19 protein-coding genes are annotated in these 21,953 nt (G+C 66.8%); 5 read left to right on the forward strand and 14 right to left on the reverse strand.

Going from position 1 to position 21,953, the window contains the following annotated elements:
* Window positions 1–263: 263 nt before the first annotated feature.
* Together J5474_RS18800 and J5474_RS18805 are read left to right on the forward strand one after the other, a co-directional pair.
* Window positions 264–1,430, forward strand: a complete 1,167-nt coding sequence (locus J5474_RS18800; protein WP_209362963.1) for a GAF domain-containing sensor histidine kinase — start codon at window positions 264–266, stop codon at window positions 1,428–1,430.
* A complete protein-coding gene (locus J5474_RS18805) occupies window positions 1,427–2,155 on the forward strand; it encodes a response regulator transcription factor (RefSeq protein ID WP_209362966.1) in 729 nt (242 codons plus the stop codon). The genes J5474_RS18800 and J5474_RS18805 overlap by 4 nt, the downstream gene beginning before the upstream one ends.
* A 7-nt stretch (window positions 2,156–2,162) precedes the next feature.
* On the opposite strand, the gene J5474_RS18810 is transcribed toward J5474_RS18805, so the two are convergent.
* The 5 genes from J5474_RS18810 to J5474_RS18830 are packed head-to-tail and all read right to left on the reverse strand — an operon-like array spanning window position 2,163 to window position 6,804.
* Window positions 2,163–2,837 carry an RraA family protein gene (locus tag J5474_RS18810; RefSeq protein WP_209362968.1) on the reverse strand — a complete coding sequence of 225 codons (675 nt, stop codon included), beginning with the start codon at window positions 2,835–2,837 and terminating at the stop codon, window positions 2,163–2,165.
* Window positions 2,834–3,853: an amidohydrolase family protein gene (locus J5474_RS18815; protein WP_209362971.1), complete on the reverse strand. Its 1,020-nt coding sequence runs from the start codon at window positions 3,851–3,853 to the stop codon at window positions 2,834–2,836. The genes J5474_RS18810 and J5474_RS18815 overlap by 4 nt, the downstream gene beginning before the upstream one ends.
* A complete protein-coding gene (locus J5474_RS18820) occupies window positions 3,850–5,367 on the reverse strand; it encodes a tripartite tricarboxylate transporter permease (protein WP_245216587.1) in 1,518 nt (505 codons plus the stop codon). The genes J5474_RS18815 and J5474_RS18820 overlap by 4 nt, the downstream gene beginning before the upstream one ends.
* Before the next feature lie 5 nt (window positions 5,368–5,372).
* On the reverse strand, window positions 5,373–5,792 hold the full coding sequence (locus tag J5474_RS18825) for a tripartite tricarboxylate transporter TctB family protein (protein ID WP_209362973.1): 420 nt from the start codon (window positions 5,790–5,792) through the stop codon (window positions 5,373–5,375).
* A gap of 43 nt (window positions 5,793–5,835) precedes the next feature.
* Complete coding sequence (locus J5474_RS18830; protein WP_209362975.1) at window positions 5,836–6,804, reverse strand: Bug family tripartite tricarboxylate transporter substrate binding protein; 969 nt, start codon at window positions 6,802–6,804, stop codon at window positions 5,836–5,838.
* Between the two features lie 244 nt (window positions 6,805–7,048).
* Here J5474_RS18830 and J5474_RS18835 point away from each other — a divergent pair, with 244 nt between their 5' ends.
* Window positions 7,049–8,290: a LysR family transcriptional regulator gene (locus J5474_RS18835; RefSeq protein ID WP_209362977.1), complete on the forward strand. Its 1,242-nt coding sequence runs from the start codon at window positions 7,049–7,051 to the stop codon at window positions 8,288–8,290.
* Window positions 8,291–8,395: 105 nt separating this feature from the next.
* On the opposite strand, the gene J5474_RS18840 is transcribed toward J5474_RS18835, so the two are convergent.
* Together J5474_RS18840 and J5474_RS18845 are read right to left on the reverse strand one after the other, a co-directional pair.
* Window positions 8,396–9,496, reverse strand: a complete 1,101-nt coding sequence (locus J5474_RS18840; protein WP_209362979.1) for a ParB/RepB/Spo0J family partition protein — start codon at window positions 9,494–9,496, stop codon at window positions 8,396–8,398.
* Entirely contained in the window at window positions 9,493–10,800 is a 1,308-nt protein-coding gene (locus J5474_RS18845; protein WP_209362981.1) for an AAA family ATPase, read from the reverse strand. Before J5474_RS18845 ends, J5474_RS18840 begins: the two co-directional genes overlap by 4 nt.
* Before the next feature lie 513 nt (window positions 10,801–11,313).
* Here J5474_RS18845 and J5474_RS18850 point away from each other — a divergent pair.
* On the forward strand, window positions 11,314–12,015 hold the full coding sequence (locus tag J5474_RS18850) for a hypothetical protein (RefSeq protein ID WP_209362983.1): 702 nt from the start codon (window positions 11,314–11,316) through the stop codon (window positions 12,013–12,015).
* Window positions 12,016–12,026: 11 nt separating this feature from the next.
* On the opposite strand, the gene J5474_RS18855 is transcribed toward J5474_RS18850, so the two are convergent.
* Entirely contained in the window at window positions 12,027–12,788 is a 762-nt protein-coding gene (locus J5474_RS18855) for a sulfite exporter TauE/SafE family protein (protein WP_209362985.1), read from the reverse strand.
* A gap of 38 nt (window positions 12,789–12,826) precedes the next feature.
* Here J5474_RS18855 and J5474_RS18860 point away from each other — a divergent pair, with 38 nt between their 5' ends.
* On the forward strand, window positions 12,827–13,762 hold the full coding sequence (locus J5474_RS18860) for a LysR family transcriptional regulator (RefSeq protein ID WP_209362987.1): 936 nt from the start codon (window positions 12,827–12,829) through the stop codon (window positions 13,760–13,762).
* On the opposite strand, the gene J5474_RS18865 is transcribed toward J5474_RS18860, so the two are convergent.
* The 6 genes from J5474_RS18865 to J5474_RS18890 form a co-directional block, all read right to left on the reverse strand.
* Entirely contained in the window at window positions 13,734–14,717 is a 984-nt protein-coding gene (locus J5474_RS18865) for an NAD(P)-dependent oxidoreductase (RefSeq protein WP_209362989.1), read from the reverse strand. The two genes, J5474_RS18860 and J5474_RS18865, sit on opposite strands and share 29 nt — an antisense overlap.
* Window positions 14,714–16,387: a thiamine pyrophosphate-binding protein gene (locus J5474_RS18870; protein WP_209362991.1), complete on the reverse strand. Its 1,674-nt coding sequence runs from the start codon at window positions 16,385–16,387 to the stop codon at window positions 14,714–14,716. Before J5474_RS18870 ends, J5474_RS18865 begins: the two co-directional genes overlap by 4 nt.
* Before the next feature lie 9 nt (window positions 16,388–16,396).
* The gene (locus J5474_RS18875) at window positions 16,397–17,512 is read right to left on the reverse strand and encodes a 4-oxalomesaconate tautomerase (protein WP_209362993.1); all 1,116 of its coding nucleotides are present in this window, start codon (window positions 17,510–17,512) and stop codon (window positions 16,397–16,399) included.
* A gap of 8 nt (window positions 17,513–17,520) precedes the next feature.
* On the reverse strand, window positions 17,521–19,527 hold the full coding sequence (locus J5474_RS18880; protein WP_209362994.1) for a tripartite tricarboxylate transporter permease: 2,007 nt from the start codon (window positions 19,525–19,527) through the stop codon (window positions 17,521–17,523).
* An 81-nt stretch (window positions 19,528–19,608) separates the two neighbouring features.
* Window positions 19,609–20,694: a tricarboxylate transporter gene (locus tag J5474_RS18885; RefSeq protein WP_342454067.1), complete on the reverse strand. Its 1,086-nt coding sequence runs from the start codon at window positions 20,692–20,694 to the stop codon at window positions 19,609–19,611.
* 159 nt (window positions 20,695–20,853) lie between these two features.
* Window positions 20,854–21,924: an AbrB family transcriptional regulator gene (locus tag J5474_RS18890; RefSeq protein WP_209362995.1), complete on the reverse strand. Its 1,071-nt coding sequence runs from the start codon at window positions 21,922–21,924 to the stop codon at window positions 20,854–20,856.
* Window positions 21,925–21,953 lie beyond the last annotated feature (29 nt).

Below are 21,953 nucleotides of genomic sequence, written 5' to 3' on the forward strand. Positions count from 1 at the left end.
TGCGCGCTTTGTCATCCCCGCGCGCCTGCGCTTTGTAATCCCGGCGCGTTGCGCGTGCTTCCTCCCCCCGCCGCCGGTTGACCCCGCGTCGGGTTGGCGGGGATGGTGACCGGGCAATCCGGACCTGTAAAGGCTGTCGCCCGCAGACCTGTTGCGGGTTCCCGCACATGGTTTGCGGGCGGGGGTGTTTCCTTTGGCCCGCGATGGGGGCAAACTTGCGGGAGCGCGCAGCCCCCGGGTCCACCGCGCGACAGGGAGGACAGATGACCGACACGCTCGACGAACCGCGCACCGGCGCGGTGTTGCTCGATATCGCGCGACGGCTCGGCGCGGTAACCGACATCGCCGGGGCGCTGGAATCCGTCGCCGGTGACATCGCCGGGCTGATCCCTTTTACCCATTGCGACATCTGCCTGCTGGATCGCCCCGGTTGGGTCGTCAGCCACGAAGTGGGCATCCGCACCCGCTGGTCCCGCGCCTCGGGGCGCATCGACCACGCACCGGTGCGTGATCTGCTGACCGGACAATGCGAGGTCATGCTGTCCGAGGACGCGACCCAGGACCCGCGCTACACCTTCGCAGGGGCGATCTGCGAACCGATCCTGAACCACAAGCTGCGCAGCCGTGTCAACGTGCTGATGCGCGTGCAGGGGCGGATCATCGGCACGCTCAACATCTCGCATTCGACGCGCGGGCTGTATGACGCGCGGGCCGTGGATCTGGCGCAGCGCATCGCGGACGTGCTGGCGCCGTGGTTCCACATCCTGCACAAGGCCGACCGCGCCCGCCGACTGCCCCGCGTCAACCCCGACGAAGAAGCCCTGCGGCGCGGCGCGCTGGAACTGACCCGCGCGCTGGAAACCGAACGGCAGCGCATCGGGATGGACCTGCACGACCAGACGCTCGCCGACCTCTCGCGGCTCCTGCGCGAAGCCACCGGCGACAGTCCCCTGCCCCGCGAAGTTCTGGCGGGACGCCTGCGCCAGACCATCGACGACCTGCGCCGCATCATCGATACCGCCGTGCCGACGCTGCTGGAACTGTTTGGCTTTGCCCATGCCGTCCGCGTGCATCTGGACCGCGCGGGCGGCGACGGCGGCGCGCAACTGACCGTCACCGACCTGACGCAAGGCGCGCCCGACACCCTCGACCCGACCGTGCGCACCGCCCTGTTCCACATCGCGCAGGAGGCGATCAACAACGCCACGCGGCACGCCGGCGCTTCCCGGATCGAGGTCGCGATGGACCGTCCCTCCCCTGCCCTTCTCACCATCACCGTGCGCGACGACGGGTGCGGCATCCCTGCCGCGCCAGCGCGCCAGTCCGGACTGATGCACATGCGCACGCGGGCCCGGCTGATCTCGGCCGCGCTCGACATCTCTGCCGATCACGGAACCGTGGTCCGCGTCTCGCTGAGGATCGCGCCATGAGGGTACTGCTGGTGGAAGACGACCAGTTCCACGCCTCCTACATGGAAGATGTGCTGGCGGAGACCCTGCCCGAGGTCACCGAGATCTTCCATGCTGTCAACGGCGAAGAGGCCGAACACGAGGCCCGCGCGCTCTCCATCGACGCGGTGGTGATGGATCTGCGCATGTCCACCCGGAACGGCATCGAAGCCGCCCGCACGCTGTGGACCGAACGCCCCGAGACGCGCATCCTGTTCTGGTCGAACTACGCCGACGAAGCCTACCTGCGCGGCATCGCCGCCATTGTCCCGGAGGACAGCGCCTATGGCTATCTGCTGAAGACCGCGCCCCGCGACCGGCTGAAGCTGGCGTTGCGCGCCGTACTGGTGGAGGGGCAGATCATGGTGGACCGCGAAATCCACCGCCTGCAACGCCGCGCCGCGTCGCCGCGCAACACGCTTGACGACAGCGAATTCGCCGTGCTGCTGGACCTCGCACTCGGATTGCAGGACCGCACCATCGCGGAGCGACGGGGCATGTCGCTGCGCACGGTGCAAAACCGGCTGTTGTCACTGTATGAAAAGCTCGGCGTGGACGCCGAGCGCGACCCCGACATGCCGCTGAACAAACGCGTCCGCGCCCTGAACCGCGCGCTGGTGACGCGCACACTCAATATGGAAACGCTGGAGACCGCGCAGCGCGACCTTGACCGCTGGAAGGCGGGTCAGCGGAAGCGGGCGGGCTGAGCGGCGCTCAGTCCACCCAGAGGCAGCCCTTTTCCCGCAACACCGTGTCGATCCAGGCCTTTTCCAACGTGCCGTCCAGCGTTGCCCGCATCTGCGCCTGTTCGGCGGCCTGCTTGGCACCGGCGCGCGACAGCACCTCCGCCGCCGTGGCGCGCGGCACCGACAGCACGCCGTCTCCGTCGCCCATCACCAGATCGCCGGGCGCGACCACCATGCCATCCACCGCGATGGCAAAGCCGATCTCACCGGGGCCGTCCTTGTAGGGGCCGCGATGGCAGACGCCGCGGGCAAAGACCGGCAGGTTGATCGCCGCGATCTCGTCGCGGTCGCGGATCGCGCCGTCGATGACGATGCCCGCCAGGCCGCGCACCTTGGCGTGGGTGACCATCAGTTCCCCGATCAGGGCATTCTCCACCGCGCCGCCGGCATCGACCACCACCACGTCGCCGGGCTGCGCCATCTCCAGCGCCATGTGCAGCATCAGGTTGTCGCCGGGCCGCGTGCGCACCGTGAACGCCGGCCCCGCCATGGCGCCGGAGGCGTGGAAACGTCGCAGCCCCCCTGCCCCGCTCAGACGGTTCATGCTATCGCTGACGTTGGCCACGGGCAGGCCCTCCGCCGCCGCGACCACCTCCGGCCCGACGCGCCCCCACGACCGACGGATGCGAAACCCTTCGCTCATGCCGTCACCGGCAGTTTCAGGCGCGGATACACCCGCTGCGCATTGTCGCAAAAGATCAGCGCCCGCTGCGCCGCGGTCAGGTGCGGGCTCGCCTCGATATACCGCCGCGTATCGTCGAACCAAGCCCCCGTCTCCGGGTCGCGGCAGCGCACTGCGCCGTGCATTTCCGAGGCGAACAGCACGTTTTCCACCGGCACCACGCGCGACAGCAGATCAATCCCCGGCTGGTGATAGACGCAGGTGTCGAACCACATATTGTCCCTCATCAGATCCGCCGGGTCCGGGCGTTCGCGATCCAGCGCCAGCCCGCGATACCGCCCCCAGTGATAGGGCACCGCTCCACCACCGTGCGGGATGACCAGCCGCAACCGGGGAAAGCGCTCGAACAGGTCGCTGTCGAGGATCTGCATGAACACCGTCGTGTCGGCGTTCAGGTAATGCGCGCCGGTGAAGTGGAAGTTCGGATTGCAGCTCTGGCTGACGTGGATCATCGCGGGCACGTCGAGCTCTTCGAGCACCTCGTAGACCGGAAACCACCAGGGGTCCGTCATCGGCGGGTCGGTCCACATGCCGCCCGAGGGGTCGGGGTTCAGATTGCAGCCTATGAAACCCATCTGTTCCACGCAGCGGCGCAGTTCGGGGATCACGCCCGCCGGCGCGCAGCCCGGCGATTGAGGCAGCTGACAGACGGGGGCGAAGTTCTGGGGATACAGGTCGCAGACCCGCCGGATCAGGTCGTTGCACAGCCGCGCCCAGTCCTGCGCCATCGCCTCATTCCCGATGTGGTGCGCCATTCCCCCAGCACGCGGCGAGAAGATCGTCAGGTCGGTGCCGCGTTCCTCCTGCAGGCGGATCTGCGTGCCCAGCAGACTTTCGCGGATTTCGTCATCCGAGATCGCCGGCCCGTCGGGGTCTGCCAGCTGGCGCCGGTCGCCCTGCGCCGCCACCTGCGCCTTGCGCCAGGCTTCGTGTTGCGCGGGCGCGGTGGTGTAATGGCCGTGGCAGTCGATGATCATGCGTGTCCTCCGGGGTTGGGGATGTCGTTCAGCCGCCGCGCGCGCCGCCGCCGCAGGGCAGGCCCGGCCAGCGCCAGCCCCCCGAGCGCGAAGCACATCAGCAACACGATGGCCGCCATCGGACTCGATGCGAAGTACAGCGGATCGCCCCGCCCCATCAGCCAGCCGCGGCGCAGGTTTTCCTCCAGCATCGGCGTCAGGACAAAGCCGATCAGCAGCGGCGCCGGGGCGAACCCCTGCCGCCGGAGTACGTAACCCAGCACGCCGAATCCCAGCATAAGCCCGACGTCGAAGGTGCTGTTGGAGATCGAGTAGGAGCCGATGCAGATCAGTACGATGATCGAGGGGTACAGCAGCCGGTAGGGAATGTTCAGCAGCGCCACCCAGACCGAGATCAGCGGGATGTTCAGGACCAGCAGCAGCAGGTTGCCGATCCAGAAGCTCATCACCAGTCCCCAGAACAGCGCCGGTTCGTTCTGCACCAGCATCGGCCCCGGCACGACACCGTGGATCATCAGCGCTCCGATCATGATGGCCATGGTGGGCGTGCCCGGAATGCCGAGGCTCAGCGTCGGGATGAAGGCGGTCTGCACGGCAGCGTTGTTCGAGGCCTCCGGCCCCGCGATGCCCTCCACCCGGCCCTGGCCGAACTCATGGGGCTCCTTGGACACCCTGCGTTCGGTGGCATAGCTGGTCAGCGCCGCGACCGACGGCCCGGTGCCCGGCAAGGGTCCGAAGATGCAGCCGAACCCCGCGCCCCGCAGCATCGGCAGCCCCATGCGACGCCAGTCCTCGCGCGTGGGCAACATCGACCGCAGGGTGATGCTCTGTTTTGCACGGGTACCGCCATTGCGCACCGACAGGATGATCTCTGACAGGCCGAAAAGACCCATCGCCACCGGCACCAGCGACAGGCCGTCAATCAGTTCGTCGCGCCCGAAGGTGTAGCGGTAGCTGCCGTCGTAGAGGTCGATGCCCACCGTGCTGACCAGCCCGCCGATCAGGATCATGGCGATGTTCTTGCGCACGTCGAGCGCGCCGATGGCCGATACCGCGACAAAGCACAGCAGGATCAACGCGAAATACTCCGCGGGACCAAAGGCCACGGCAACGTCGACGATGACCGGCGTGAGCAGCGTCAGCACCACGATGCCGATGGACCCGCCGACAAACGACGCGATGGTGGTGATGAACAGCGCCACCCCCGCCCTGCCCTGCTGCGCCATGGGATAGCCGTCCAGACAGGTGATCGCGTTCGACGGCGTGCCCGGCAGGTTCAGCAGGATCGACGCCGTCGATCCGCCGTATTCCGCGCCGTAATAGACCCCCGCCAGCATGACGATGCCCGTGGTCGGGTCCAGCGAGAAGGTCAGCGGCAGGATCAGCGCAATGGCCGCCATGGCGCCGATGCCGGGGATCACCCCGATCGCGGTGCCAAGGATCACGCCGCCGAGGCAGGCCAGCAGGTTCATCGGCAAAAGCGCCGTACTCAGCCCGAGGATGATGTTTTCCATGTGCCTCAGCCTCCGAAGGCGGGGACCGGCAGGCCCAGCCCTTGTGTGAAAACCACCCAGACCCCGGCGGCGAAACAGACGGCATAGGTCAGGAACCCCGCATAGCGGCGTTCGGACTGACCGAGGTAGGCCACCGCCATGCACAGTACCGTCGCGGGCACCAGTCCCAGCGCCTCTACCGAGAGGATGAAGATCACCACCCCCCCGACCACCGCGCCAAAGGGCCGCCAGTCAGGGGGCAGGACCTCTCCGCGCTCGGGGACGAGCAGGCCCAGCACGGAAACGATGACCACCCCTGCCGACAACGCGGCGGGCAGCGGGGCGGACCCGATCTGCGGCCCCCGGCCCCAGCCAAAGCGCAGCGCCATGATGAATGCGGCGGCGCCAAGAAGCGCCAGAGTGATCCAGGTTGCGTATCGTGCCATGCGGTTCATGCAGGCGGGGCGGCGCGGGCCGCCCCGGCCCGCCTCACTCCTTGAACACGGGGTTGTCGAGCGTTTCACCCCACCAGACGTAGCCCGCCGCGATGAAATCGGCGAAGGCCGCCGGACTCTCGGATGGCGCGGCCTCCAGCCCCAGCGCCTTGTAACGCTCCACCACGGTCGCGTCCTCGTCCAGCGTGGCCATGGCGTCGAACAGGATCTGCACCACGTTCTCGGGCAGGCCCTTCGGGCCCATCAGCCCGTACCACGACCCCATGACGAAACCATTCAGCCCCTGTTCGGCGGTGGTCGGCACGTCGGGCAGCAGCTTGCTGCGCTTCTCCGCCGCGATGGCCAACGGCTTCACTGCGCCGCTTTCGATGTGCGACAGGAAGGCGGGCACGTTGTTCATGTTCAGCTGCACGCGCCCGGCGACGAGATCGTTCATCGCCTCCCCTGCCCCGCCGTAGGGAATATGCAGCAGATGCGAGCCGGTCTTCTGGTTGTACAGTTCCCCCGCCACATGGGCGACGGTGCCTACCCCGCCAGAGGAAAAGTTCATCGCCGCCCCCGCGTCCGAGGCGGTCAGGGTCATCAGGTCGGCCAAAGTGTCGGCCTGCACCTCGGGGTTCGCCACGATCAGGACCGACGACACCACGCCCGCGCTGATCGGGGTGAAATCCGCGATCGGGTCATAGTCGACCTCGCGCAGGCGGGGGTTCACGTTGTGCGTGCCTGTGGTGCCGAACAGCAGCGTGTAGCCGTCCGCGTCCGCCTTTGCCACCATCGCCGATCCAATGGTGCCGCCGCCGCCGCCCCGGTTCTCGACCACGACCGGCCGGCCCAGTTCATCCGACAGATGCTCCGCCGCGATGCGCGCGATGGAGTCGGTGTTTCCGCCGGCCGAGAACGGCACGATAATGGTCACCGCGCGTTCGGGGTAGTCGGCAAGCGCCGAGGTGGCCGTCAGAACGGCCCCCACGGCAATGCCGAGGGTCAGAGATTTCATGGTCATGGCTTCCTCCCTTTGTGGCGGGAAGGGAACATGACGCAGGGTTCCACGGCCAATACATTCCTCTGATCCTGGTTGCGTTCTGTTTATGGGTAATAGAATGAGGCCGCGACATACTGCGAACAAAGGATAATCCAAGCCGTTTATATTATATTTATCAGTTGGTTACACTGAATGCAAAAACCGCCCCCTGTGTCCGCGCTTGCAATCCGTCTCCGACCTGCAATCCTTTCCGCCGGAGGTGGCGATGACGACCGATCCGGAACCCAGCGTGGCACTACGCCATTTGCGCGCCTTTCTTGCCGTGGTGGAAACCGGCGGCTTCTCTGCTGCGGGGCAAAGCATCCGGCGCAGTACCTCGGCCGTGTCGCGTTCTGTATCGCTCCTGGAGGGCGCGCTTGGCCGCCCGTTGCTGCTGCGCGGACCGGGTCGCCAGATCCCCACCCCGGCGGGCGAAGCGGTGGCCCGCCGCTGCGCCCTGATCCGCCGCGAACTGGCGACATGCCGCGATCAGGTGGCGCGCTATCACGCGGCAGCGATCCCGCCCTCGTCGGCGCTGTTCGGAATGATGGTGGATTGCGCCCACCTGCGCGCACTGGTGGCGGTGCGCGATTTCCGGTCGGTGCAACGCGCCGCGCGGGTGCTGGGAGTGACGCAACCGGCGGTCTCCTATTCCATCCGCCTGCTTGAGGCCGACACCGGCGTGACGCAGTTCTCCCGCCTTCCGACCGGCATGGTCGCCACCCCGGCGGGCGACAGCCTGGCCATCACCGCGCGCCGCGTGCTGGCGGAACTGTCGCGCATGGTCGACGACGTGCGCTCTGCCGAGGGGGTGTCCACCGGCCTCGTCCGTGTGGGCGCATTGGCCTATTCCCGCACCGCGCTTCTGCCCGGCGCCATCCGGCAGGTGCTGGCGGATCACCCCAATGTTTCCGTCTGCACCGTGGAGGGGCATATCGATCACCTGATGACCGCGCTCCACCACGGCGAAATCGACGTGCTGCTTTGCGCCTATCCCGACCGCTCGCTGCTGGACGGGATCAGCCTCGAAAGGATCGAACGCGACCGGCTGGGTTTTTTCGTGCGCCCCGATCACCCGCTTGCCGGACGGCGCGGCGTGGCGCTGACGGCGCTGCTGGATCATGACTTCATCCTGCCGCCGCAGGGAACGATCACGCGGGTCCTGCTCGAGGAGTTCTTTGCCGAGAATGGATTGCGTCCCCCGCGCGGGCGGGCGGAGACGAGTTCCTATTCGCTGGTGCGGGAACTGGTGGCAGGGTCGGATTGCATCGCCTTCCGCACGCGGCGGGAATTTCCGCCACATCCGGATGCCGCCGCCGTGGCGCTGGATACCGCCGTGCCCGCGCCGGAGCGGGAGATCTGCGTGCTACAACGCCTGGAGGCGCATCAGACTGCGGCGGTAGGGGCGTTTCTGGATGTGGTGCGCGGGATGGGGTCGCTGGGGCCCGACGGAATTACCCATGGGTAACATCCCGCTTGTTACCCATGAGTGACGCGCCGCCCTGTAACCTGCGGGTAACGCGATCCGGTTTTTCCCGCGTGGAAATTACCCATGGGTAAAACCGGAGCCCAGTCAGTCCTCCTCGTCGAGAACGGCGTAAAACGCGGCAACGGCACGTTCCAGAGCACGACGGTCGATGGCGGAAAAGTCGCGGTCCTCACGCAGTTCCAACCGGCCCTGCGAGGCGCTGCATTTCGCCATGCCCTCGGCCAGTGGAACCTGAAAAGTCGTCTTCGCCTTGCGCGGTTTGGCGGGTGTCGACGCGGATTTACCCATGGGTAAATCCTCCGGTGCCTCGACAAAGCTGCGCAGGATATCCACCTCACGCGCGGCATCGCGCCCGGGTTCCGCGCGCAGTGCGGTGACGATACGCATCTGCAGACCGTCCTGCCGCTCCATCTGGCGTTTCAGTTCAACGCCCACGTTGCGCGGAATCTCCTGTGGAAAGTTCAGCACTTTCTCCAGCGCCTGCAGCAGTTCGGCGAAGGCGCGGATATAGCTCCGCTTGACCGGGCTGGCAGATTTGAAAAGGATCGAAACCGCTTGTGCCACGCTATCGCAGTGGTTTTCCGGCTGGTTTGTGTACCGGCGGGCCAGCGTTGCCATCTCCGCAAAGGAGATGTCTCGGCGCACGAGGTTCTCGTCCACCATCCGGCGATAGCTGCCGACCACTTCCTTCTCAAAGGGCTGGATCCCCGCCGGGATGCGGTCAAAGCCGTCCTCGCCCTCTGCGTGAAGCGCGCGGAACGCCATCAGGCGCCGCATCCCCTGGATCAGTTCGAAACGCCCGTCGGCACGCGCCTCCACCCGGATCGGGTTGGACAGGCCCACGTCGCGGATCGACTCCTTCAACTCGCCCAGCTCCTCGTCCTCGCCCGGCTTGCGGTCGCGCACAAGCCGTTCGGTCAATACCGCGTCCAGCGGGATGCGATCGACCACCAGCCCCTCGCGTTTCAGCCGGACGAACTCCTGGGCGAGGCGTTCGTTCTCCTCCCGGATCTGCGCCTCTGCCGCCTGACGTTCGCGCAGTGAACTGGCGTTTTCGGTGATCGCGGCGGCCATCGGACCGCGCCGCAATCCGCGTTCCGACAGCTCTTCGCGGCGGGCCTCCGCTTCGGGCACCTCGGGCGCCTCGGGCATGTCGATGTCGAAAATCCTGCGCTTGCGGCTCATTCTCCGGCCTCCATCTTGTCCCACGCGCCGATCAGAACGTCGCGGAATTCCTCGTATGCCTGATCGAAAGTCGACCGCGCGCGGCGCCATGTCTCTCGGGTCATCTCTCGGTAATCCATCTCGTAGACGGAACTCAGAAAGCGGCCCGACTGCTCAACCGCGCGGGTCATTTCGACCGGGTGCTGCGCGAGGTTTTCACCGAAAACCTTGGCAAAGGCTTCCTGCATCGCACGGTGCAATTCGTTACCCGGTTCGAACCTGGTGATCAGGAACCGCAGGTCGAGGAACGCTTTCGGCAGCTTGATTTTACCCGTGGGTAATTCCGCGTCGAAACCGTGGGCGAGATCCTCCAGAGCCTCGGACAGCTGACCGATGAAAGAGGTTGTGGAATCGTATTCCCAGTAGCCGGGGCCGGAAGGGATATAGAGTACATCAGCCGCAAAGACCGCGTTCATCGACTGGTAGCCGATCGCCGGCGGGCAGTCGAAGAGGATCATGTCGTAACTGTCGTCCGGGATCTGGTCGAGGTAGCGGGAGACAGCGGCAAAGAACGACCAGTCCGGGTTCAGGTGCCGATACTGCGCAGAAGCGAATTCGACAAAGGCGGCGTTGGCACAGGACGGGATGGCATCGATGGTGGGCCAGGAGGTCGGCTTGATGAAGTCTGTGATGCGCAGTTCGCCAAGCCCCAGTTCCGTGATCGCGGAGGGCAGGTGGCGGCGGGGCAGGGCGGCCCCGGATTCGGCACCCACGGGACCGCGGTTCATGCGCTCCGTCTCGCGGATCAGGTCGCGCGCCATGATGCCCCAGACGGTGTGATCCTCCGCCACGTCGGTCAATCCCATCGAATGGCTCAGCGTGGCCTGTGGGTCGAAGTCGACCACCAGCACCCGGTAGCCGTCCAGTGCGGCGGCATGGGCGAAGTGCAGCGCGACGGTCGATTTCCCCGCGCCGCCCTTGAAATTGGCGATGGCGGCGCGGACCGCGCGTTTGCCTGCAGGACGGGGCGGCATCAGGCTGCGCTTGTTGACGCGCAGGCGGCGGCGCAGTTCGTTGACCTCCTCAAGAGAGAACCAGCGCTGGCGCCCGTCGGGTTCCACTTCGCCTGCCGGCAGGGAAGGGTCGGCGGCCAGCTTGCCCCGAAAGGTCGACTGGTTGATGCGGAAGATCAGCTCCGCCACTTCCCAGGATGAAAAGCGGCGCAGCGTCTTCTCCATCTCGGGGGAAAAGGTTTGCTGCCGGATCCAGCCCTGCAGTTTCAGGGATCGGTTCTGAAGCTCACTCAGGTCTTCGTGCGTGTACATGCCTGCTCCTCTGGACGCTCTTTCGTCGTTTTTTCCCGTTTACGCGCGATTTGCGTTTTTGGCAAAAGGAAATACCATGCACTGGTGTTTTTACCCGTGGGTAACACCGTTCCGCATCCGCGCAGTGCAACACCCCGTAGGGCAAGACGAATTTGATTCGACGGGGCCGAGCCGACACATCGAGCGAATCGCATGGCGGCTGAGCACATTTGGGGGGACAGGTCAGGCAGTTTCCTGCATCTTGGGGGGACATTTCCGGCACATTGGGGGGCGCTCTAGATGTCCCCCATCACCATACCTTCACCAATTCTTTTAAATTTGATTTGAGTTTCCGGTCACACAATCAGCCCGATCGATCGACCGCCTTGACAGAATCGGAACTCTGGACGCAAATAGCCGACAAGTTCGGAAAAGCGTTTGAGCCGCTGCAATAACCGGACAGCCAACCGGGATAACCCCGGAGACAGAACGAGGCACCCCAGTGGGCAGTGAGTTTATGCGGGCAATGAAATCATGCGGGCGGTAAAGGCTGTCGGGCGCAATGCCGCCGCACTGAAATACGATATCCTCTCCGCCCTTGGCGTGCACGCCCTCGCGGCGGACAAGCACCGGCAACGGTTGGCGCTGCGCATGATGGTGCTGATCACCACCCGGTTCAACTGGCAGGCCAATGAGCTCAGCATCGGCCGGGCCGAGATCGCGCGGCTCTGGTCAGTGGACGAACGCACGGTGAAACGCGAACTGGCAAAACTGCGCGACCTGCAATGGCTCACGGTCAAACGCGCCGGGGTGAAGGGGCGGGTGACGGTCTACGAACTCGATTTCGCCGCGCTGCTGGGCGAGACGCGGGATGTCTGGTCTGCCATCGGCCCCGACTTTGTCGACCGCATGGGCGGCACGGAACCGGAAGCCCCGGCGACAGACGCACCGAACGTGGTGCCTTTCCAGCGCCGCCCGGAGGCCACGGGGCAGGGGGGCGAGCCGGCCGGTGCATGGGCGCAAGCGCTGGCGGAACTCGGTGCGCGCGAACCCGCCATGGCCCGCGCATGGTTCGCCGGGCTGACGGACGCAGGCATCACCGACGGGGTGCAGAACCTCATTGCCCCCTCCCGCTTTGTCGCGGATTATCTGACGATCCACCACGCGCCGCGCCTGCTGGCGGCGTTGTCGGGGGCCGACGGGCAGGTGCGGGAGGTCCGCATCACATGGACGTAGAGTTCAGGGATCTAAACGCCAAGCACCCCGCGCCCGCCCGCCCAGACCAGCCGCAGCGCGAGCAGGATCAAGACCGCGTTCAGCGCGAGCTGGAACCGGCGGTCGTCCATCCGGTTGAGGCAGAGCTTGCCGACCACTGTGCCCAGGAACCCGGACGCGATCATCGCCATGACGAAGCCCCACCAATGCGAGAAGGCAAAGCCCAGCAGTCCGAAGGCCAGCGTCTTCAGCCCGTGCTGCACGGTCATCAGCGTCGCGTGGGTGGCGACATGGGCGTGGCGCGGCAGTTGCTGCGATTTGGTGTAGGTCGCCACGAACAGCCCGGTGGCGCCAAAGAACATTGTCAGGAAGCTGGACACCGCACCGACCACGCCCGGCCAGTCGCGCACCTGACGGGGCGGGCGGCCCAGCACGGAATAAAGGACAAAGCCCCCGACGCAGATCTGCACCCATTCGCCGGGCAGGTTCACCACCAGCGCGCCGCCCATGGCCGCGCCCGCCAGCGACCCGATGGTAAAGGCGGGCAGGGCGGGCCAGTAGACGTGGCCAAAGGTCAGCATGGCGCGGAAGACGTTCGACCCCAGCTGGATCACACCATGCGTCGGGATCAACGCCGCGGGCGGGACCAGCGTGGCCATCACCGCCAGCAGCATGCCGCCACCCCCAATGCCGAAGGCCACCGTGATCAGCGACCCGGCAAAGCTCGTGAGCATCAGTGCGGCAAAGACGAGCGCGCTCATGCCGTCGGGCATCAGGAAATCGGGCAGGGTCATGGGGCGATCCTCGGACGGCTGCGGTAGGGGAGGGGGACATGCGCGTTGACTATCTCGGCCTCGAAGCCTTTGTCGCCATTGCGAATTACGGATCGTTTCAGCGCGCGGCGGAGGGGCTGAACCTCAGTCAGGCGGCACTGAGCCACCGACTGCGCAAGATCGAGGAGGATCTCGGCACGGCGCTTCTGACGCGCTCCAACCGCGAGGTTTCGCTCACGGCGGCGGGGCAGGAGCTTTTGCCGGAGGCGCGCAAGCTGCTGAAGGGATTGCAGGACGTCTATGAATCGGTGCGCTCGGGCGGGCGCGGCAAGATGCGGCGTTTTTCTTTTGCCTGCCTGCCGACGATCGCCACGGCGATCCTTCCGGAGGTGCTGAAGGGATTGCAGACCGATGAGCCGGATCTTGCCTTTGACCTCTATGACATCCCGGTGCCCCGCATCGTGGAGGCGGTGCGGTCGGGGGCGGCGGAATTCGGCATAACCATCGGGTCGGCGGAAATGTCGGACATCCGGTTTCGCCATTTCGCGGACGAGGAATACCGCCTCTTCGTGCACCGGGAGGCGCCGCTGGCGGCGCGGGCGTCGGTGACGATGGAGGATCTGGAGCCGGTGCCCATGGTGCGCATCGCCTCGCAGTCGAAGAACCGGCAGTTGCTCGACATGGCCTTTGGGCAGATGCGGGATCGGATGCGCTGGCAGATGGAGGTCCAGAGCGCCGCCGTTGCCATGCGCATGGTATCGCAGGCCATGGTGGCAACGATCCTGCCGGCCACGGCGCTGTTCATGGCGCCGGCCTCCGTGGTGGCGATCCCTTTCAAAGGCGTCCGGATGCAGCGCAGTCTGGGCGTGGTGCAGCGCCGGGGCGTGCCGCTGTCGGATGGGGCGCAACGTCTGCTGGACCGGATCGAGACGGCGATGCAGACGGGCATGCACGGTCATCTGAAGGTCACGGACACCCCCCGGTCGCGGGGGTGATGACGTGCTGTGGCGTGCCCGTGGCAAAGGCGTTGACCAGCGCGTAGATGTCGCGGAACTGGCGGTCGAGCTCTTCGGCGGTGACAAAGCCGACGTGGGGCGTGGGGATCACCTTCGGGTGGGCCAGCAGCGGATCGTCCGGGTCGGTGACGGGTTCCCCGGCATGGACGTCGAGCGCGGCCCGCCCAATGTGGCCTGCCTCAAGCGCGGCGAGTACTGCGCCCGGTTCCACCAGCGCGGCGCGGGCGGTGTTCACCAGCACCGAGTCCGGCTTCGTCGCCATCAGATCGGCACGGGTCACGCCGTGACGGGTCGCAGGCGTCAGGCGCTGGTGCAGGCTGATCACGTCCGAGGTCGCAAAGAAGGCCTCGCGGCTTGGCGGCACGGTCTCTCCGGCGGCGCGGGCACGGCCGCGACCCTCGTCGCTGCCCCAATACTGCACCACCATGCCAAAGACGCGGGCGTAGGCTGCCACCGCCTGCGCGATCTTGCCATAGCCATACAGCCCCAGCACCTTGCCCGCGACGTTGCGGCCCAACGGTGCGCCGCCCTGCCACTGGCCCGCGCGCGCGCTGGCGATCTGGTCGGGCAGGTAACGCAGCGCGGCAATGATCAGGCCAAAGGTCAGCTCGGCGGTGGAGGTCGAGGGCCCGTCCTTCGCCATGTGCGAACAGAACATTACCCCCGCGCGGGACAGTGCTTCGGCATCGACATGGTCGTGCTGGCCGCGCATGGCTATCAGCTTCACGCCCTCCAGCTGTGTGGCCAGCGCGGGTGAGATTGCCGTGCGGTCGCGGAACAGCACAACCGCCTCCGCGCCCTTCAGACGGGTCGCGAGCGTTGCTTCGTCGGGCGCGCGGCCGGTCCAGACGGTGACGTCGTGGCCGTCGAGCAAGGCAAAGCCCGGCAGGCCGCGCAGCACGTCGTACCAGTCGTCGAGAATATGCACCTTCACAACAGGTCCTCCACGGTAATGGGGTGTTCGGTGCCCCCGTGCCCCGCCGGATGCGCCCGGCGGATGACGGGGGAGGCGACGCGATCCGAGATCGGGAAATCGAAGACCGCGACACCTCCCGTTTCGGCATAGCTTTGCACCAGCGCGGGCAGGCCGTCCAGATCGGTCACGGTTTCCCCGCCGACGCCAAAGCCGCGCGCGATGGCCGCCAGGTCGGTCGCGCCAAAGACGGCGCCCGCCTCCGACAGGCCCTCGTCGCGCAGCTTGTGGATCTCGGACCCGTAAGCGCGGTCGTTCAGCACGCAGATCAGGATGTTCAGGCCATGGCGGCGCATGGTCTCCAACTCCTGCACATGCATCAGGAGCGAGCCATCGCCGTCGAGCAGCACCACGGTATCTCCGGGGCAGGCGCGGGCCACGCCCATGGCGTAGGAGGTGCCGTTGCCGATGGCGCCAAACTCGCGGATCGTCAGGAAGCGGTCGAAGGGCCGGTCCATATGCGCGAAGTAGAACGAACAATGCCCGGAGGAATTCACCATCTGCCAGTCGGCTGGCAGGGCGCGATCCAGCGCCGTCACAACGTCACGCGGGTCGTGCACGCCGGGTTCGGGCGGGAAGGTCGCAGTGTCGGAGACGGCCGTTGCGATGGCTTTTGCCAACCGGTCGGAGCGCCAGCCGGAGCGGGCGGCGGTGCGGCTAGTGAGGCCTTCGGCGGCCAGGCGCGCGTCGCCCCTGAGGTGCAGGCCGGCGGGCACGGCACCCTGGCTGAGCGCACGCGGGGCGGTATCGACCTGCAGGACACGGGCATTCGGGAACAGCTTGCCCTTGGCGAGGTTGTGCTGCGTCAGGCGGCAGCCGAGGGCGATGACGAGATCGGCCTGTTCGAACAGCGCCGCCGTCAGGGTCGAGGAGAAGCCGCCCGCGACGCCCACATGGAACGGGTGGCCGTGGAACAGCCCGCGCGCGGGCAGGGTGGTGGTCAGCAGTGCGCCGAGGTGATCGGCCAGCGCCGTGGCGGCCTCTGCCGCGCCGGAGTCCACCGCGCCGAGCCCCGCCATGACGACGATGCGCCGCGCGCCGTCGATCTCGCGCGCGATCTGCGCGACAGCGTCGGGGTGGGGCGGGCAGGGGTGGAGCTTTGGCAGGATGTCCGCCGAAGGGGCGGGCAAGCCGATGTCGGCGCTTTGGTATTGCAGGTCGAAGGGCACGCCCAGCACGACCGGCACGCGTTCCTCTTCCGCCTCTACAAAGGCGTCGCGGATCGCTTCGGCCATGCGCGGGACGTGGTGCAGCGGGTGGTAGCGTGCGCCGGTGGCGGTGACAAAGGGCGCCTGATCGATGGCCTGATTGTACCACGCCGTGCCGATGGGTGCCTCGCCCGCGAGGATCACCAGGGGCGTGCGCGCCCGCACCGCTGCCGGCAGCGCGGTCAGCACCTGCGTCAGCCCCGGCCCGCAGGTCACGGTGGCGACGCCGGTGCGGCCGCTCTTGCGCGCATAGGCGGTGGCGGCGGCGACGGCGCAATGTTCGTGCCGGACGTAGGTCATGTCCACGCCCAGCCCCGCCAGTGCGGAGGCAAAGGCCATGTTGGCATCGCCCAGCAGCGCAAAACAATCGCTTACCCCCTCGCGCGCGAAGACCTGCGCGAGGGTTTCGAAAACATGGGTCATTCCGGTCCCCTACGGTGTCCAGATGGCGGCGGGTACCATGACCTCGCCGCGAGCGATCAGGCGGGCGGTGCGTACAAGACCCGCCGAGCGGATGTCGACGCCGGAAGCGGTTCCAATATCGGTGCCCGTTTCGGTCCGGGTGAAATCCACCAGCACTTCGAATGTGCCGACGGGGTGTTCGATCCTGACCAGCAGCGGGGAGGCGCCTTCGGTGCCTTCGGTCAGCCCGTCGGCCACGGTACCCGGCAGGATTGCACAGGCGGCGATGCATTGCGCGCCGGTCACCGCCATGGACGGGTGGCACGCCCACGGCATGAAGTAACGCGCGGTCACGGTGCCGCCCTTGGTCGGCTTCGACAGGAGCGTGATCTTGGGTGTCACGGATTTGGAGACATCGCCGAGGCCCATGCGTTCGCCCGCCTTCAGGCGCACCGCCTCCATCCGGGCAAAGAGGTCCTTGTCGGCGTCCAGCTCTGCCTGCGTTTCGGTGCCGGTGAGGCCGAAGGCCTCGGCGCGGGCAAACATGACGGGCATGGCGACATCCATACAGGTGACTTCGATGCCGTCGATCATGTCGCGCAGGTTGCCGGTGGGCAGGAGCGCGCCGGTGACCGATCCGACCGTCTCCATGAAGGCCAGCGCCACGGGGGCGGCGGTGCCGGGAACGCCGGCGATTTCGGCTGCACCGTCATACCGCACAGCGCCGTCCGGGGTCTGCACGCGTGCCTCGACCACCGCGCCGGTGTTGACGGCGTGGATGCGGACCGTGGTTTCCGCGCCCGTGACGGGAACGAGGCCCATTTCGATGGCAGCGGGACCGACGCCGACAAGGATGTTGCCGCAGGTCGGGCGGTAGTCGACTTCGCGCTTCTCTACCGCGACCTGGGCAAAGAAGTAATCCACGTCGCAGTCGGCGCGTTCGGATTTCGACAGCATGGCGACCTTGGTGGTCACGGCGTTGCCGCCGCCGATGCCGTCGATATTGAGCGGGTGGCCCGCGCCGCAGACGGCCATGAGCACCTGCGAGAGAGTCTCGCGGTCCTGGGGCAGGTCCTCGCGCCGGAAGTATGGCCCGCGCGAGGTTCCGCCGCGGATGAAGTGATAGGGGATCGGGGTCTGGTTCATGTCGAGTCTCAGGTCAGGGGCCAGGGAAGGTCGCCGAGGGTTTGCAGCCAGCCCGGCGGCAGGTCGCGCCCGAGGATCGCGGCGAGGCCGGTGATGAAGGCGAGCCCGAGGGCGGAGGCAATGAGCGCACGCCGCCAGCCAAAGCGGCCCCGCAGGCGGAAGAAGGCGATCAGCCAGACCGTCAGGGCGATGAACAGCCCGAAGGTGAAAGTCAGTATCAGCAGCGCGAGGAACCACGCGAGTGTCGACCACAGGCCGTGCGGCGCGGTGGCCTCTCCGCCTGCTTCGAGGTCGATGAAGGCGTCGTCGGTGGCGGGCCGGGTCGCCATGCGGACCAGCAGGGCGGCGGCGCCCGCCAGTGTCACCAGCCCGATGGTCAGCGGAAAGACCCGGTCCTGCAGGCGCTCCACCATCCACGCGTCCCATGTGGCGACAGCGACATAGGCGGTGATGACGGCGAGGAAGATCGTCGGGCCGGTCTTTGTTCCCGTGGGGGTCTCGATGTTCTCGCGGATGTTCTTTGACGCCTTGATGCCGACCACGACGGAGACGACCGTCAGGATCAGCAGCGTTATGCTGATCGGGGACAGAAGGTAATCCCAGCCCGCCTCCGCCGAGCGGCGGAAGCGCGCGCCGGCGATCTGGAAGGCCTGGTTGACGAAGACTTCGGTCTGGTTCGACAGCACGAAGCCGATCAGGAAGGCCGGGCGCGAGAAATCGAAGCGCCGCAGCAGGATGCCGAGCGCGCCGATCCCCAGCAGGGCCGCGAGGTCCAGCGCCGACTGCCGCGACTGGAAGGCGGCGAAGGCGATGATCATGAAGAGGTAGGGCGCGATGATGGTAAAGCGGATCGTGGTCATCTTCGCGATCCACTTGGACAGCAGGATGCACAGGCCCGCGCCAAAGACGTTCGCCAGCGCCAGCGACCAGACGATTGTGTAGGTGATATCGAGGTTGTTTCGCACCATCTGCGGGCCGGGCGTCATGTTCAGAAGCGCAAGCCCGCCGAGGAAGATCGCCATGGAGCCGGAGCCGGGGATGCCGAAGATCAGCGTGGGCACGAGACCGCCGCCTTCCTTTGCGTTGTTCGAGCTTTCGGGCGCGATGACGCCGCGAATGTCGCCCTGTCCGAACTTTGACCGGTCCTTTGCGGTCTGCACGGCGGAGCCGTAGGCCAGCCAGTCCACGACCGATCCGCCGAGGCCGGGAATCACGCCGACGATGACGCCGATCAGCGCGCAGCGCAGCGACAGCCACTTGTTCTGCCACCAGTCGCGCAGTCCCTGCGTCCAGCCGTCGCCCAGCGTGCCGCCGTCGGCGATGGCGCTGTCGCGCCGCAGGAGCGATACGATTTCGGGGATGGCGTACATCCCGAGGCCCACGATCACCAGCTGGAAGCCGTCGACAAGGTAGGGCAGGTCGTAGCTGGACATGCGCAGAGAGCCGCCCGCCGGGGCCGCGCCGATGGTGCCGACCATGATGCCGAGGCCCGCGGCCACGATGCCCTTCAGGGGGACGCGCCCCGCGAGGATGGCAACCATGGACATGCCGAGAACGGTGATCATCAGCATCTCTGGCAGGCCGAAGGCCAGGATCAGCGGGCGCGCGATCAGGATGAAGACGGTCAGCACGATGGCGCCGAACAGCCCGCCAAAGAGCGACGACACGAAAGCCGCCGACAGCGCGCGCGCGGCGTGCCCCTGTTTCGAGAGCGGGAAGCCGTCAAGCACGGTGGCCTGACTGGCCGACGACCCCGGAATGCCCAGCAGGACGGAGGAGAACGTATCCGACGTCGGGATCACCGCGACGAGGCCGACCATAAGGGCGAGGCCGGAAACCGGCTCCATCCCGTACATGAAGGGCAAAAGCAGCGCGAGACCCGCGATGCCGCCCAGACCGGGCAGGACGCCGATGGACAGGCCCAGCAGAACGCCCCCCATCAGATAGAGAAGCTGCATGGGGTGGAAGATGTGCGTGAACGCTACTCCCAGCTCGGGCAGGATTTGCGCGAACATGGACGGGGACTCCGGGTGATGGGCAGGGTCAGGAAAGCCCCGCCCGATCGCAGCGGGCGGGGAGGGGATCAGGCGCCGGGATTACTCCACGGTGATGCCGTAATCCTCTTTCAGCCAGTCCAGCACGAACTGCTTGGCCTCGTCGGTGATGTTCGTGGCCTGATTGGTGGCTTCGACGGCGGCGGCGCCGGTCAGCTGCGGATAGTCACCCAGCGTTTCGGCGGCTTTCTCGGTGAAGTCCGGTGCCGAAACGACCTGCTTGGCCGCGGCCACGTAGGCGTCGTAGGTTTCCTGGCTGGCCGACTGCGGCAGGAAGATCGTCTTCTGGTTGGCAAAGCCCGCCACGAAGAAGGCCTTCCACGCGTCCCATGCGGTGCCTTCGGTTTCACAGCCCTCGGTGGCCTCGCAGACTTCCTTGAAGGTCGCCAGGTCCGGGAAGGTCGGATCGCGCACGATCACGCCTTCTTCGTTCAGGGAACCCCAGGTGAAGATCGGCGTCGCGAGGTTCTGTTCGACCAGCGGCACCACGTTGGCGAGGTATGCCGAGGAGGTCTGATAGTCGATGTTGGCCTCGCCGCGTTCGAACATCAGCCGGCCGTCGCCGCGCCCCTTGACGCCGAACACCGGGTCGACCTGAAGGCCGAGCATCTTGAACGCCAGCAGCGGCACGAGGTCGAGCGTCGTGGCGCCCTGCGAGCCGTAGAGGTAGAATTCCTCCTTGAGGTCATCCATGTCGCCGTCGAATTTCGCGCCCAGATCGGGCGGCAGGTAGACCACGCCGCCGGTGGCGGAGGCGACGACCGGCTGCCAGTCCTTGTACTGGTAGCGCACGCGCGGATCGCCCAGCAGGTAGGGGAACTTGGTCGAGCCGGAGTCGCCGAAGATCAGCGTGCCGTCGCCCTTGTCCTGCTGGGTCTGGAACCAGTTGGCACCCTCGGTCGAACCGGCGCCGGGGCGGTAGCGGACCACCATCGTCGGGCCGCCCGGAAGGGCGCCGGACAGGAGCGGCGCGTAGAAGTTCGCCCACTGGGCGGAGCCGCCGGATTCCGAGAACGGAATGACGTATTCGATTGTCTGGCCCGAGTAATCCTGAGCCGAAGCGCCGGTGGCGGCCATGACGGAAAGAGCGCCGGCCGCAGCTGCGGCGACGATGGATGTGCGTTTCACGTGGTTTCCTCCCTTGGGTCGGGCCGTCTCTCCAGAACGGCCCCGTGCCCGGACAACGGTCCGGGCGGCATCACCATGCGGCGCAAAGATGCATAAATCAAATGAGTTTTAATAAATCTCAGTTGCAAGAAATGAATGGACTTTTGAAGCCGGGTGCATCTAGTGGCGCGTTTCCTTGCGGCGTACCCCCACCAGCGCGGCGGCAATCGGCGCGCCGAGGATCACCAGCGTGATGCGCAGCAGGTGGTGCACCACGACAAAGCCCAGATCGGCCCCGGCGATGATGGCGAGCACGGTCATTTCGGCCTGACCGCCGGGCGCGAAGGACAGGAAGCCTTCGACCGGGCGGGCGAGGCCGAGCTGCACGACAAGCTCGGTCACGAGAAAGGCCAGAACCGCGAGGATGACGACAAAGACCATGCCGGACAGCACGTACCGGCGCAGTTCGTGGAGCGTGACGCCGACGTAGCCGACGCCGATCCCGATCCCGATGAAGAACTGCGCCGCGAGGATCGCCTCGCGCGGGGGGCGGTGTTCGATCACGCCGCTGAGCGCGAGCACGGCGGTCGCGATCAGCGGTCCGAGAATGGTGGCCCCGAAAAGGCCGACGCGCTCCGCCGCCCACCAGCCGCCGAGCGCGGCTGCGGTCATCAGGGCGAGTTCGCGCAGCGGCAGGTCGCTGGCGGGGGCGCCGACGGGATTGATCAGGGGGCTGTCAAAGACCCAGACCAGCAGTGCGGGAACCAGGGTGACGATGACCAGAACCCGCGTGGCGTGGATCAGTGACAGCGCGCGCACGTCCGCGCCCGCGTCCTGTCCGAAGGCCACCATGTCCTGCAACCCGCCGGGCATCGCGGCAAAGTAGGAGGTCGGCAGGTCAAAGCCGCAGACCTTGTGGAAGAACGGCACCCCCACGGCACCGATCAACGCGATATAGAACGGCACGAACGCCACCGACCCCAGCATCTGTGGCACCTGTTCCAGCACCGCCGGGGTGAGCGAGGCGCCCACTGCCACGCCGAGGATGGTGCGCGCGCCCTGTGAGACCGGCGGCACCCCGCGCAGTGGCGCGCCAAGGAGAGCGGCGGCAAGGCAGGCGAACATCGGTCCGAACAGGTAAGGGAGCGGCAGCGAGAGCGCATCGAACAGGGCGGCGCCAAGGCCCGCCAGCCCGAGGGTGAAGCCCCGCCGGAGCCATTTGTTTTCGGGGAAACGGAGTGGTGAGGGCATGGGATACCTGTCCTGGCAACGGGCTTGAC

The organism is Sagittula salina (genome assembly GCF_017813235.1).
GTDB lineage: Bacteria > Pseudomonadota > Alphaproteobacteria > Rhodobacterales > Rhodobacteraceae > Sagittula > Sagittula salina.

Bases quoted from the DNA above. Each gene is read 5' to 3' on its own strand.
- J5474_RS18830 (WP_209362975.1), bottom strand. From the start codon at position 6,804: ATGACCATGAAATCTCTGACCCTCGGCATTGCCGTGGGGGCCGTTCTG.
- J5474_RS18875 (WP_209362993.1), bottom strand. From the start codon at position 17,512: ATGAACCAGACCCCGATCCCCTATCACTTCATCCGCGGCGGAACCTCG.
- J5474_RS18880 (WP_209362994.1), bottom strand. From the start codon at position 19,527: ATGTTCGCGCAAATCCTGCCCGAGCTGGGAGTAGCGTTCACGCACATC.
- J5474_RS18835 (WP_209362977.1), top strand. From the start codon at position 7,049: ATGACGACCGATCCGGAACCCAGCGTGGCACTACGCCATTTGCGCGCC.
- J5474_RS18805 (WP_209362966.1), top strand. From the start codon at position 1,427: ATGAGGGTACTGCTGGTGGAAGACGACCAGTTCCACGCCTCCTACATG.
- J5474_RS18810 (WP_209362968.1), bottom strand. From the start codon at position 2,837: ATGAGCGAAGGGTTTCGCATCCGTCGGTCGTGGGGGCGCGTCGGGCCG.
- J5474_RS18855 (WP_209362985.1), bottom strand. From the start codon at position 12,788: ATGACCCTGCCCGATTTCCTGATGCCCGACGGCATGAGCGCGCTCGTC.
- J5474_RS18840 (WP_209362979.1), bottom strand. From the start codon at position 9,496: ATGAGCCGCAAGCGCAGGATTTTCGACATCGACATGCCCGAGGCGCCC.
- J5474_RS18800 (WP_209362963.1), top strand. From the start codon at position 264: ATGACCGACACGCTCGACGAACCGCGCACCGGCGCGGTGTTGCTCGAT.
- J5474_RS18845 (WP_209362981.1), bottom strand. From the start codon at position 10,800: ATGTACACGCACGAAGACCTGAGTGAGCTTCAGAACCGATCCCTGAAA.
- J5474_RS18860 (WP_209362987.1), top strand. From the start codon at position 12,827: ATGCGCGTTGACTATCTCGGCCTCGAAGCCTTTGTCGCCATTGCGAAT.
- J5474_RS18825 (WP_209362973.1), bottom strand. From the start codon at position 5,792: ATGGCACGATACGCAACCTGGATCACTCTGGCGCTTCTTGGCGCCGCC.
- J5474_RS18820 (WP_245216587.1), bottom strand. From the start codon at position 5,367: ATGGAAAACATCATCCTCGGGCTGAGTACGGCGCTTTTGCCGATGAAC.
- J5474_RS18870 (WP_209362991.1), bottom strand. From the start codon at position 16,387: ATGACCCATGTTTTCGAAACCCTCGCGCAGGTCTTCGCGCGCGAGGGG.
- J5474_RS18890 (WP_209362995.1), bottom strand. From the start codon at position 21,924: ATGCCCTCACCACTCCGTTTCCCCGAAAACAAATGGCTCCGGCGGGGC.
- J5474_RS18815 (WP_209362971.1), bottom strand. From the start codon at position 3,853: ATGATCATCGACTGCCACGGCCATTACACCACCGCGCCCGCGCAACAC.
- J5474_RS18850 (WP_209362983.1), top strand. From the start codon at position 11,314: ATGCGGGCGGTAAAGGCTGTCGGGCGCAATGCCGCCGCACTGAAATAC.